8 protein-coding genes are annotated in these 12,863 nt (G+C 54.4%); 5 read left to right on the forward strand and 3 right to left on the reverse strand.

Annotated features, from left to right (window positions below; translation table 11 throughout):
* Window positions 1-246: 246 nt before the first annotated feature.
* Window positions 247-1,734, forward strand: a complete 1,488-nt coding sequence (locus APU11_RS15660; RefSeq protein ID WP_058651723.1) for an EAL domain-containing protein — start codon at window positions 247-249, stop codon at window positions 1,732-1,734.
* Between the two features lie 51 nt (window positions 1,735-1,785).
* Here APU11_RS15660 and yegD read toward each other — a convergent pair whose 3' ends face one another.
* Window positions 1,786-3,138 (reverse strand): molecular chaperone, encoded by a 1,353-nt coding sequence (yegD, locus tag APU11_RS15665; protein ID WP_058651722.1) that lies wholly within the window; start codon window positions 3,136-3,138, stop codon window positions 1,786-1,788.
* 130 nt (window positions 3,139-3,268) lie between these two features.
* On the opposite strand from yegD, the gene alkA reads away from it, so the two are divergent.
* Window positions 3,269-4,138: a DNA-3-methyladenine glycosylase 2 gene (alkA, locus tag APU11_RS15670; protein ID WP_058651721.1), complete on the forward strand. Its 870-nt coding sequence runs from the start codon at window positions 3,269-3,271 to the stop codon at window positions 4,136-4,138.
* Here the strand turns inward: alkA and APU11_RS15675 are convergent.
* The gene (locus APU11_RS15675; protein WP_038420943.1) at window positions 4,106-7,435 is read right to left on the reverse strand and encodes a diguanylate cyclase; all 3,330 of its coding nucleotides are present in this window, start codon (window positions 7,433-7,435) and stop codon (window positions 4,106-4,108) included. The two genes, alkA and APU11_RS15675, sit on opposite strands and share 33 nt — an antisense overlap.
* Before the next feature lie 344 nt (window positions 7,436-7,779).
* On the opposite strand from APU11_RS15675, the gene udk reads away from it, so the two are divergent.
* From udk to asmA, 3 genes are all read left to right on the forward strand, one after another.
* Window positions 7,780-8,421, forward strand: a complete 642-nt coding sequence (udk, locus tag APU11_RS15680; RefSeq protein ID WP_008500855.1) for a uridine kinase — start codon at window positions 7,780-7,782, stop codon at window positions 8,419-8,421.
* Window positions 8,422-8,509: 88 nt separating this feature from the next.
* Window positions 8,510-9,091 (forward strand): dCTP deaminase, encoded by a 582-nt coding sequence (gene dcd / locus APU11_RS15685; protein WP_013097886.1) that lies wholly within the window; start codon window positions 8,510-8,512, stop codon window positions 9,089-9,091.
* A gap of 22 nt (window positions 9,092-9,113) precedes the next feature.
* Complete coding sequence (gene asmA, locus APU11_RS15690) at window positions 9,114-10,964, forward strand: outer membrane assembly protein AsmA (RefSeq protein ID WP_058651720.1); 1,851 nt, start codon at window positions 9,114-9,116, stop codon at window positions 10,962-10,964.
* A gap of 88 nt (window positions 10,965-11,052) precedes the next feature.
* Here the strand turns inward: asmA and APU11_RS15695 are convergent, their stop codons facing one another.
* Window positions 11,053-12,636: a TerC family protein gene (locus APU11_RS15695; RefSeq protein ID WP_029881804.1), complete on the reverse strand. Its 1,584-nt coding sequence runs from the start codon at window positions 12,634-12,636 to the stop codon at window positions 11,053-11,055.
* Window positions 12,637-12,863: the final 227 nt, after the last annotated feature.

Genomic DNA, 12,863 nt, shown 5'->3' on the forward strand with positions numbered 1-12,863 from the left:
AAGAGAAAGGTATTAGGATAAGGAAAATTTCTGTATCTGCTGCGGAAATATTCTTATCATTGTGGAAAAAATATGATCTTGACGGAGGGAGGGACCATTAAGATTAACCATTTCTTGTTCTTGTTTTATTAAGGCGGATATTGTCTACCGGGCATTGGATGTTTTGCGAAAACCAAAGCAAATATAATCTTTCTCTCTGTACGATAGAAGGAAGCGATTTTCAATTAAACTTTTACGGTGATAATTATGAACACGAAAAAGGTCTTTCTGCTCAGTTACGACATTTATCTTTTCTCAGGAATAAGGTCATTTCTGCCTAATCTGGTACTCGTTGATTCTGGAACGTTTGTTTCTGATTCAGACATTTTAATGCCACAGTACAACAGCTGTTTGTTAATCATTGATAACAGAGTGCCATTTTGTATAATACAAAAATGGCTGCAAAGAAATAGCAGCCAGTTTATCTATGTTAACAGTATTGTTCTCACGATGAGTGACAGTAAATGTATCAATCGAGGCTGTGAAAATAGTGAGTCTGTTAACGCTAAAGTAAGCTGTAATAGCCTTATTTCTGTTCTAAAAACTAAATTGATGTCAAATGTGCAGGGGGGCGCTCCGTCAACATTGGGCTGCGTTGATAGATTTCATTTAAGTGATTTTGAACAAGAGATGATTTACGCCTCTTTCACTAAAGTGGGGCTGGAAGAATTTTGCAAGGCAAATTCTTTAACGCCAAAATCGCTCTATCGTTATCGAGATAAAATAACTCATCGCCTGAGTTTTGATAACTTTAATGAGACTATAATTTATCTTTCCAGAAATGGTTTTTTGGCAGAACGATGGGGGGCACATGACAACAAGAAAAGCCAAACAATGACAGAGGGTATATTTGATAGCAACGAAGCTAATAGATTAACTCTGGCTTTGAAAAATGATGAGATTGTGCCTTATTTTCAACCCATCCTCGGAAGTAAAGGAGAGCTGTGTGGCGTTGAGGTGCTGGCGCGGTGGCCTTCAGGCCACAACTATGCCATTTCTCAACGTGAGTTCATCCCGCTGGCGGAAATTAGTGGTCAAATAAACGATCTGACAAGTTATCTGATGAATAAGGTCGCGAGTCATTTAAATCACGATATTACCTGGCAGGGACAGTCTTTTTTTGTGGCGTTTAACGTGAGCCCCTCAAATTTGAGTAACCCTGTTTTCTATTGGGAATGCCTCAATTTTTTGGAATTAACGGAATCACTGCCAATAAAATTGATGATTGAGATTACTGAAAACCAGACACTGGTAGTCACGCCTGCAATAAAAGAGTTAATCCGTTCGTTACGTAACCGGGGTGTCCTCTTTGCTCTGGATGATTTTGGAACGGGATACGCCAATCTGTGTTGTCTGAATGAACTCGAGCTGGACGTGATTAAGATTGATAAGATCTTTATCAAAGGGATCCATGCAGAAGATCAGACGCTGCCGATGCTGGAATCGATCATTAATCTGGCTGGCATTCTGGGGTTACGTACTGTTGCAGAGGGCGTGGAGTATGCCTGTCAACGCGAATGGCTTATCGCCCATAAGGTTGATTTCCTGCAGGGGTATTATTTCATGCCACCTATGGCACTGGCTGAATTTCATCGCTATATGCAGCAGTATGGCTCCGCAGCAATAGGGTCTGCATGGAGGAGAAAAAGACTAAATTCAGACCCAATGCAAGTGGAGCGTTGTCGCTCACTATAGATACCGATACTGAGGCCCCACGAGATGATCGAGGGGCCTCAGTTTGTGTATTTAACTAAACATCACCTGCGCCCAGCGCGCCAGCCCCGCCGTGACGGAGCCAAAGTCATCGCCGCCGGCAATTGGAATGCCCGGCAGCTGTTCTGCCAGCGCTTTCTTGATCAGCGGCGAACGGGCGCTACCGCCGGTCAGGTAAATCACGTCCGGCTTCTCTTTGCCGTTCTCCAGCGCCAGTTGCACCTGTTCCAGAATGCGCTGCAGCGGCTGGGCGAGCGCGGTTTCCAGTCCTTCCTGAGAAATGGCGGTTGCCAGATCTTCACTGATAAACGGCAAGGAAACCGCGTGCTCCGGGCGATCGGAGAGGGCGATTTTGCTCTCTTCGGCAGTACGCACCACGCGATAACTCAGACGCTGACGCCAGACTTTGTAGAGCAGGGCGACCTTGTCGGCCTCCCGGGCATCGCGCACCATATCGTTCAGGAAGCGGCCATTCGCGCTGCTGTAAAAATCGCTCTGCGCGGGGACGTCGTTGATGGCGATAGCGTTCCACCAGGGCAGGATCGGCAGGGCGATCCCTTTTTCCGTTTGCCCACCCATGCCCAGCAGTGGCATCAGGCTCTTAAAGGCGAGCGCGATATCCAGATCGTTACCGCCCACGCGGCAGCCGCTGTGCCCCAGCAGGCTGTTTTCGCGGTCACGACGGTTATGCCACTGCGGCCCCATCAGCAGCAGTGAGCAGTCGGTGGTGCCCCCGCCGATGTCGACGACCAGCACGCGCTTCTCTTCTGTCAGCGTGGCTTCAAAATCCAGCCCCGCCGCCACCGGCTCATACTGGAATACCACGTCGCGAAAGCCCGCGCGGTGCGCGGCACGCTCAAGGATCCCCTGCGCCTGCTGGTTAGCCTCGTCGCCACCCAGCCCCTGGAAGTTGATCGGACGGCCAATGACCGCCTGATCGATCGCCTCCGGTACCTGGGTTTGCGCCTGATTGCGAATGTGCAGCATCATGGCGCAGACCAGATCTTCAAACATCGCCACCTGCTGCGGCTTCAGCCCGCTGGCGCCGAGAAACGATTTTGGCGATTTAACGAAGTAGACCTCTTCCGGGTCGTCAATGTAGTGTCCGAGCGACGAGAGGCCGAACTGGACGCTCGACGGTGTGACGTCGATATCTTCTTCGCGGTTAAAACTGACGGCCCGGCGCAGCAACGCTTGTGATTCCGCCGCCGTGGCCGGAACCTGATGGTGGCGGAACAGCCATTCGCTGACCGCTTCGCGGGTTGGTGCGCAGAGCATTGACGGCAGCAGCGTACTCTGGTTTTCCATTTTCAGGAGCAATGGTTGTCCGTTTTGCATAATCGCAACCGAACAGTTCGCCGTACCGTAGTCGAATCCAATAAACACGATTAATCCCCATGCCAGTGAGAAGGGGCGAGACTTTAGCGGAATGCCCGACCGGCGACAACAGGAATATGAAAGCAAGGCGAAACAAGGCCTTTCGGTTTATGCTGAGGTGAACAAAAAAGGAGTGACAATGTATACCCTGACCTGGCAACCCCCTTATGACTGGCAATGGATGTTTGGCTTTCTTGGCGCGCGTGCGGTGGAGGGGATCGAGACGGTTACCGAACGCTACTACGAGCGCAGTTTCACCTGCCAGCGGCACCAGGGGATCTTTCGCGTCACCCCGGATCTGAACACCCATACGCTCAACGTCACGCTTAGCCCGGGGTTAATCCCGGTTGCGCAGACCTGTCTTGAACGCATCGCAGGTCTGTTCGATCTTGCCTGCGATCCGCAGCAAATTCAGCAGGCGCTGGGCGACCTTGGCGCTGCGCGACCAGGGTTGCGCTTACCGGGGGCGATGGATGCCTACGAGCAGGGCGTGCGGGCGATCCTGGGGCAACTGGTCAGCGTGGCGATGGCGGCGAAGCTGGCCTCACGGGTGGTAGCCCTGTGCGGCGAACCTGTAAAAGATGCGCCGGGCTATCTGTGCTTTCCCACACCTGAGGTGCTGGCTGCGGTGGATCCGCTGGCGCTGAAGGCCCTCGGCATGCCGGTCAAACGGGCGGAGTCGTTGATTCATCTGGCCCGCTCCGTGGTCGACGGCACGTTTCCGCTGTTCCCGCCTGCGGATATTGAGGCCGGGATGAAAGCCTTACAGCAGCGGCCGGGGATAGGGCGCTGGACAGCAAATTACCTTGCCCTGCGCGGCTGGCAGGCGAAAGATGTGTTCCTGCCGGATGACTACCTGATTAAGCAACGCTTTGCTGGCATGACGCCTGCGCAAATTTGCCGCTACGCCCAGCGCTGGCAGCCGTGGCGCTCTTACGCCCTTTTGCACATCTGGTATACCGACGGCTGGACGCCATCAGTTGATGGCGAAATAGCTGGTGTTCAGTAGTAGATCCAGCGGCTGCGGCTCACCGATGGTGTCACCGAAAATAAAATCAACGCCGATGCCGGAGAGCGTATCCATCATGATGGGTTGGTTACACGGACCGGCGATGGTACGCATCCCCAGACGCTGGGCATGGCCCTGAATAATGGTAACCATCATCTCATCCATCAGGTTGCCGTGCACATTGGTCACCACTTCGGCGTCCAGCATCAGATAATCAGCCACGTTGGCACCAAGGTGGCTAAAGAGCTCCATGTTGCGTCCCGCCTGGCTGAGCACCACGCGGCAGCCAGCGTGGCGGAGCTTTTGTAGCCCCGTCTGGACGTTTGGATCCGGGTTTGCCACAACGTCGATCGCGATGACCAGATGCAGCAGACGGCCCGGTAAAGGCCCTTTATCCAGCAGGTCGAGCAATTCGTCGATCAGCGTGGTGCTGGCTAAACCCGCGGCGGACAGGGGAAGGGCGACCCCGAGGCCTTTTTTGGCAACCGGAGCGGCATACGCGCGGAAGAATTCGCTAAATATACGGCGGTCCAGCGCATGTAAAAGCTCAGGCTCCGCCAGGCCGGAACGGAAGGCGTGCTCTTCCAGCACTTCTCCCTGGCTGGTCCACAGGCGCAGCGAAATCAGCCAGAAGTTGCAGCTTTCCGGGATGCGCGGGGAGGCCACGCTGCGGGCGATCATCATCAGATGGTTGTCTTTGATCATATGCCACTGTTCATCAAGCGACATCATGCTGCGCGCGCTGTGGGCCCGCTCCTGCTGCGGCTCGTACACTGTCACCACGCCGCGACCGTTGTTTTTCGAGGCGTAGCAGGCAATGTCGGCCTGGGACATGACTTCCGAGGCCTGATGATTATTTTCATCAATCAGCGTGATCCCCGCGCTGGCGCCGATCCGGTGCAGGCGGCCCTCCCACATAAAGTGATAGTCGTTGATGGTATGGACCAGCCGACCCGCAATATAGCGGGCACTTTCAATATTGCAGTCCGGCAGCAGCAGCCCGAATTCATCCCCGCCCAGACGCGCCAGCACGTCGCTGGAGCGCAGCATGGTCAGCATCAAGGACGCAAGCTCCCGCAACAGGGCGTCACCCGCCGCGTGGCCTGCGGTATCGTTGACGGCTTTGAAGCGATCAAGATCGATAAACACCAGCGCATGTCGCTGGCGCGTCTCCTGAACGGTTTGCAGCAGCCGCTTGAGGTGATTTTCGAAACTGACCCGGTTTGCCAGATGGGTGAGGGCATCGTGAGAAGCGCTATAACTGAGCTGACGCAACATTTTGCGCGATTCGGTGACGTCCTGAATAACCAGCACCGAGCCGATATTCTGCCCGTCCAGCGTGCTGAGTGGGGTGATGCTGTAATGGATATCAAAAACGCCGCCGGTACGGCAGTTCAGCACCACATCCTGCTCGATATCTGAACGGGACATATCGCCGCTGTGAATATTCTCCATCAGTGGCCCTTTTTCGCCGAAGGTGATATGCAGAACCTTCAGCACCGGCTGGCCGATGGCCTCGGTTTGCAACCAGCCGCTCATTTTCTCTGCGACCGGGTTCATAAAGGTGACATTCATGTCGACATCGGTACACAGCACTGCTTCGCCGATGGAGTCGAGGGTAATATGCAAACGCTCTTTTTCCTGGAACAGGGCCTCATTGAGCTGCTTCACTTCGGTCATGTCCATATTGATACCGAGCAAGCGTTCGACTTCCCCCTGTTTGTTCAGGACCCGGTTCGCCAGGGAGCGAATATGGCGTACCCCCTCTTTCACGCGAATACGGAATTCAAGCTTAAACGGCAGCCGTGAAATGAGTGATTCCCGAAGCACTTTTTCCGCATGGGCGCGATCTTCAGGCAGCATCGTATCGTGCCAGAGCTGCCACGTAGGTTTGATGTGCGGCGGGATTTCATACAGCTCAAACATCCGCTTATCCCAGCTGATGATGTCCGGCTCCAGATCCCACTCCCAGATGCCAATGCCGCCCGCTTCATTGGCAAGGGTAATGCGCTCCATCAGCCGTTTATTGACCCATTCGGTCTGCTTCAGATCGTTAATATCTTCAATCTGGGCAATGAAATAGAGCGGTGAACCGTCGGCATGACGTACAACCGAGACCGCAAGCAGCGCCCAGACCACTTCGCCGCTGCGGGTATAGTAGCGTTTCTCAAGGGTGTAGGTGTTGATATCCCCGTTGACCAGTTGTTCAAGCTGTTCGAGATCGGTGTGCAGGTCTTCCGGCCAGGTTAGCTGCTGGAAGGTGAGCGACTGCAGCTCCGTCTGGCTGTAGCCGAGAAAGTTACACAGCGCTTTATTGGCCTGCAGCCATTGGCCGTCAATGCTGACCAGCGCCATGCCAATGGCGGAATACTCCATCGCATTACGAAAACGCTCTTCACTTTCAGTGATGTGTTTTCGCTCTGCGCGAAAGGCATACATCACCATGGTCATGACGTTGGCTGGCAGAAGCAGCATCAGGAACGGCAGCCAGGGGGCGTTCAGCATCGCGCCGGTGTGCTGCGTAGTCAGCGCCTCCGGGTTATGGGCAATCATCAGCGAAACCACCATCACGGTGACCAGAAACACCATAAAGGCTTCCATGCGCGGCAGGCGCACAGCGCTCCACATCAGCAAGACAATGACGCAGGTAAAAGGCCACGGCAGCCAGACGATGGCCGCCCAGCTAAGGACCAGCGTCACGGCCATGGTTACCAGCGTTTCCAGCAGCAGCTTCGGGTCTCGATGGCGCAGGAGATAGTGCGGCTTAAACAGTAACCCTAATGGCACCAGGGCCAGTGCGCCAACCGCTTCAGACAAGACCCACACGAGGAAATTACGCAGCGGCTCCGGGCTGGGTATCAGTAAATGCACCAGCACACCGCCCACCAGCGGGGGGATCAGCGCGCTGCCGATGGCCAGGCGGATCCAGTCATTCAGATTCTGCAGCGGGTTGTACCAGGGGAGCAGTTTGCGCAGTAATAATGCACCAACTACCGCTTCCACCACGTTAATGGCGGTATAGGTCGGATTAATCGACGACCAGGAGAAGAGCATCCACGAGGCCAGAATATTGCCAAACGAACAGGCCAGAGCAATACCGGGCCACATTTTTCCGGCGTGGCGATAAAACGCCACCATCATAATGGCGGTGGGAAACCAGAGCGGAGCCAGCAGCGCGCCGAAGCGGGTCAACTCCAGCGAAAAAAGGGTAAAGATAAAGGTGACCAGGCCCAGACAGACAAGTCGCATAAGAGGATGTGGGGTGGTAACCAAAACCCGCTGGTGTTGTTTATTCATTACCGCTTTATCCAGAGACGCCATGCCGTCAGGAGTGAAGGTCCGGACGAGTGAATGTGCTAATTTGGTTTATGCTAGTACAAACAATTTACAATTCATATGGCGACTGCTCATAATTTGACATCATAGATTTATTAAATAGTTAGTGTTTAAAAAAATCCTGTTAAACGCTGAAAAAACGCGCGTAAAAATTTCACTCAGGGAACATAACGTCACTTTTCAGCCTGTCTCGCATAACCTGCGCTTTCGACTGGTATCACGCCCGTGAAATCCCTATAATTGCCGCGTTTGACGCTCCGGCGTCGTCCTTCCTTAACATCCAGGTTAATCAGGTCGCTAAATTTATGACTGATAAGTCTCATCAGTGCGTCATTATAGGCATTGCCGGCGCATCGGCTTCAGGTAAAAGTCTTATTGCCAGTACGCTATACCGCGAACTGCGTGAACAAGTTGGTGATGAGCACATCGGCGTCATTCCCGAAGACAGCTATTACAAAGACCAATCCCATCTGTCGATGGAAGAGCGCGTAAAAACGAACTATGACCATCCTAATGCCATGGATCACAGCTTGCTGTTCCAGCATTTAGAAGCGCTCAAGAGCGGCCAGGCGATTGAACTGCCTGTTTATAGTTACGTGGAACATACCCGCACGCAGGAAACGATTCGCATTGAGCCAAAGAAGGTGATTATCCTTGAAGGCATCCTGCTTCTGACCGACGCGCGTCTGCGCGAGTCAATGAACTTCTCCATCTTTGTTGATACCCCGCTGGACATCTGCCTGATGCGCCGCATCAAGCGTGACGTGAACGAACGTGGCCGTTCAATGGACTCCGTCATGGCGCAGTACCAGAAAACCGTTCGCCCAATGTTCCTGCAATTTATTGAACCATCCAAACAATACGCCGATATTATCGTGCCGCGCGGAGGCAAAAACCGCATTGCCATTGATATCTTAAAAGCGAAAATCAGCCAGTTTTTTGAATAAGCCGCGCGAATTGTGTACCGTTCAGAGATAACCTGCTTTGCCCTGAGGCGTTATCCTCAGGGCACGATGCACGAAAGGAGAGAGTGCCATGCGTCTTTGTGATCGCGATATAGAAGCCTGGCTGGATGAAGGCCGCCTGTCTATTACCCCACGTCCACCCGTGGAGCGTATCAATGGTGTCACCGTTGATGTGCGACTGGGGAATAAATTCCGCACCTTCAGCGGCCATACCGCACCGTTCATCGACCTTAGCGGGCCGAAGGATGAAGTCAGCGCCGCGCTTGATCGCGTGATGAGTGACGAAATCGTTATCGACGAAGGCGAGGCCTTTTATCTGCATCCGGGCGAGCTGGCGCTGGCGGTGACCTTTGAATCGGTGACGCTGCCCGCGGATCTGGTGGGCTGGCTTGATGGCCGTTCCTCTCTGGCGCGTCTGGGGTTGATGGTACACGTGACCGCGCACCGTATCGATCCAGGCTGGTCGGGCCGAATCGTGCTGGAGTTTTTCAACGCCGGTAAACTGCCGCTGGCGCTGCGCCCGGGCATGATGATTGGTGCGCTGAGCTTTGAACCGCTGACGGGTCCGGCCGATCGTCCTTACAACCGCCGTCAGGACGCAAAATACCGCGACCAGCAGGGTGCGGTTGCCAGCCGTATTGATAAAGACTGATCGTTAGTCCATTGAGGATGCCATGAGAAGAGTTCTGACAACGCTGATGATTTTGCTGGTGGTGCTGGTTGCTGGCCTTTCAGCGTTGGTTCTGCTGGTTAACCCGAATGATTTCCGCGCCTATATGGTGCGGCAGGTCGAAGCCCGCAGTGGTTATCAACTGAAGCTGGATGGGCCGCTGCGCTGGCACGTCTGGCCCCAGCTCAGCATTCTCTCTGGCCGCATGTCGTTAACCGCGCCGGGGGCTGCTCAGCCCCTGGTGTCTGCCGATAACATGCGCCTTGATGTGGCGTTAGTTCCGCTCTTTTCGCACCAGTTGCAGGTCAACCAGGTGATGTTAAAAGGCGCGGTGATTCAGCTTACCCAGCAAACTGAAGCCGTGCGTAACGCGGATGCGCCGGTTGCGCCGCGGGAAAATACCTTACCTGATGAACCGTCAGATACGGGCTGGTCATTCGATATTGGCAAACTGAAGGTGGCCGATAGCGTGCTGGTTTTCCAGCATGAAGACGATGAGCAGGTCACCGTACGGAATATCAACCTCAAAATGGAGCAGGATGAGCACCATCTTGCTTCGCTGGAGTTTAGCGGACGGGTCAACCGCGATCAGCGCGATCTCACTTTGTCTCTGAATGCCAGCGTCAATGCGTCGGATTATCCGCACCAGCTTACCGCCGACATTCAGCAGCTGAACTGGCAACTGACAGGAGCCGATCTCCCTGCCCAGGGGATTGCCGGTCAGGGAACGATGCAGGCCGTCTGGCGTGAAGAGTTAAAACAGCTTGAGATGAATAATCTCAACCTGCAGGCGAACGACAGCAGCCTGAAAGGGCAGGCGAGCGTCATTCTGGAGGCGAAGCCGAAATGGGTGCTCAATCTGCAGTTTGACAAGCTCAACCTGGAAAACCTGCTTCCTCCGCCTCCGGCGAGCGCTACGGACAACGATCCCGCGCAGCTCGGGCAAAACCAGGGGAAACAGACGCGTCCGGTTATCTCGTCTAATCTCGATCAGCCGGACTATAACGGTCTGCGGGGCTTCACGGCGGACATTCTGCTGAAGGCCAACAGCCTGCGCTGGCGCGGTATCGATTTCACCGACGTGAGCAGCCAGATGTTCAACCAGAACGGTTTGCTGGTGATCTCCGAACTGAGCGGCAAAATGGGCGCCGGGCACCTTTCCCTGCCGGGCACGCTGGATGTGCGTAAAGAGGCCTCGACTGCGGAATTTCAGCCGCGTCTCGACAACGTTGAGATTGGCACCATCCTGAAAGCCTTTGACTACCCCATCTCCATGACGGGTCAACTGACGCTGGCGGGGGATTTCTTGGGCACGAAGATCGATGCTGATGCTTTCCGCCGCGACTGGCAGGGGCAGGCTCACCTTGAACTGAGAGAAGCCCGCATGGAAGGGCTCAACTTCCAGCAGCTGGTACAGCAGGCGGTGGAGCGTAGCAGCGATGTTAAAGCGCAGGAAAATTACGACAGCGCCACGCGTCTCGACAGCTTTAGCAGTGACCTGACGCTCGACAACGGGCAACTCTCTCTGAATAGCATGCAGGGGACCTCCTCACTGTTGTCATTAACCGGCGAGGGCAAGCTCGATCTGGTAAAAGAGACGGCAGATACCCACTTCAACGTTCAGGTGCTGTCCGGCTGGCAGGGTGAAGGTAAGCTGATCGACTTCCTGAAAGAGACGCCGGTACCGCTGAGCGTATATGGCCAATGGCAGTCGCTGAACTACAGCCTGCAGGTGGATCAGATCCTGCGCAAGCATCTGCAGGATGAAGCCAAACGTCGGTTGAACGACTGGGCGGATCGCAATAAAGACACCCAAAACGGGAAGGACGTGAAGAAGCTGCTCGATAAGCTGTGATGCCTGTTGTGCCGGGTGGCGGCTGCCAGTGCGGCCTGATGCCCTCACCCCATCCCTCTCCCACGGGAGAGGGAGCAACTTGTTTTTCCTACACCTCAAAATCCATCTCGTCTTCGTCGCGCAGCGGTATCAGCTGCACCTTCTGCACGCGATGGTTTTCAATCTGCAGCGTCTTGAGCATATAGTCGCCTACCTGAACTTCTTCACCCGGCTGGGGAATGCGCTGCAGATACTCCATCAGCAGACCCGCAATGGTGTGATACTCGCGCTTTTCATCCAGCGGCAGGGGAACATACTGGACCAGGTCTTCAAGCGGCATATGGCCGTTGGCCGTCCATGAACCGTCCGCGTTTTTCTGAATGTCGTGGCGCGCATCGATTTCATCCACTTCGTTTGGCAAATTACCGGCGATGGTTTCCATCACGTCGCTGAGCGTAACCAGCCCCTCAACCGAACCAAACTCATCCACCACAAAGGCAAAGTGCGTACGCGCGTTACGGAATTGCTCAAGGGCAGAAAGCAGTTGCAGCCCCTCCGGGAACACCAGCGGCTGACGCACCAGGGCGCGCAAATTGAGTGCCTCACCGTGCAACTGCTGTTGCAGCAGGTCAATGACGTGCACCACGCCCAGCAGCTCCTCTTCCTCGTCACCCCCCGTCACGACCACCCGGGTATGCTGGTTTCTGTCCAGCAGGGCGCGGATCTGCTCTTCCGGGGCGGTGAGGTCGATATGTTCGATGTCATGGCGCGACGTCATGATGCTGCTGACCGTGCGCTGGTTAAGATTGAGCACCCGCTCAATCATCAGCCGCTCCTGCGGGTTGAAGATCTGCCCGTCACTGTGATCGGCCAGCATCGCGGAGGATTCGGCATCCAGCTCCGCATCTTCTTTCTTCCCGCTGAGCAGGCGCATCACCGTGTCGGCGGTGCGTTGACGTAATGTCTGATTTGCCGAGAGGAAGCGGCGGCGGTTGAAAATCGCCAGCTGGTTAAGCGCCTCAATCATGACGGAGAAACCAATGGCGGCGTAGAGATAGCCTTTCGGAATGTGGAACCCAAAGCCGTCGGCCACCAGGCTAAAGCCAATCATTAACAGGAAACTCAGGCAGAGAATCACAATGGTCGGGTGGCTGTTAACAAACCGGGTCAGCGCTTTACTCGCCATCACCATCAGCGTAATGGCAATGATCACCGCAGCCATCATCACCGCCAGATGGTCGACCATCCCGACGGCGGTAATGACGGAGTCCAGGGAGAAGACCGCATCGAGCACCACAATTTGCGCCACCACCGGCCAGAATTTAGCCCCACGCCGCTGGGTGGGGTTTTCGCTGTCTTTGCCTTCGAGCCGCTCGTTCAGTTCTACCGTGGCTTTAAACAGCAGGAACAACCCGCCGAAGAGCATGATCAAATCACGCGCGCTAAAGCTCAGGCCGTGAACGGAGAAAAGGGGCTTTGTCAGGGTCACCAGCCAGGAGATTGAGGCCAGCAGCAGCAGTCGCATCACCATCGCCAGCAGCAGGCCCGTTACGCGCGCACGGTCGCGTTGCGCCGGGGGGAGTTTTTCGGCGAGGATGGCGATAAAGACCAGGTTATCAATACCGAGCACTAATTCGATGACGACCAGCGTAACCAGCCCGGCCCAGATTGATGGATCGGCAATCCATTCCATAGTAATCGCAATACCTTCTGTTATATGAGCAATGTCACACTTCGATCATGGATAAAGCCAGGGGAAATTGCAATGCCGGGCTGAGATTTCTCTTAATACGATCCGGCAAAAAGGAAGAACAATGCGGAATCTGTAAATAAGCTAAATACGTAGATTTAATTACGGCGAACGCATTTTAGGATATATCGCAATAAATGGTTTTTATTTTAATTTTGTCAATATAAAGA

Origin of the sequence: Enterobacter sp. 50793107, assembly GCF_001463365.1 — a bacterium.
Classification (GTDB): Bacteria; Pseudomonadota; Gammaproteobacteria; order Enterobacterales; family Enterobacteriaceae; genus Enterobacter; species Enterobacter cloacae.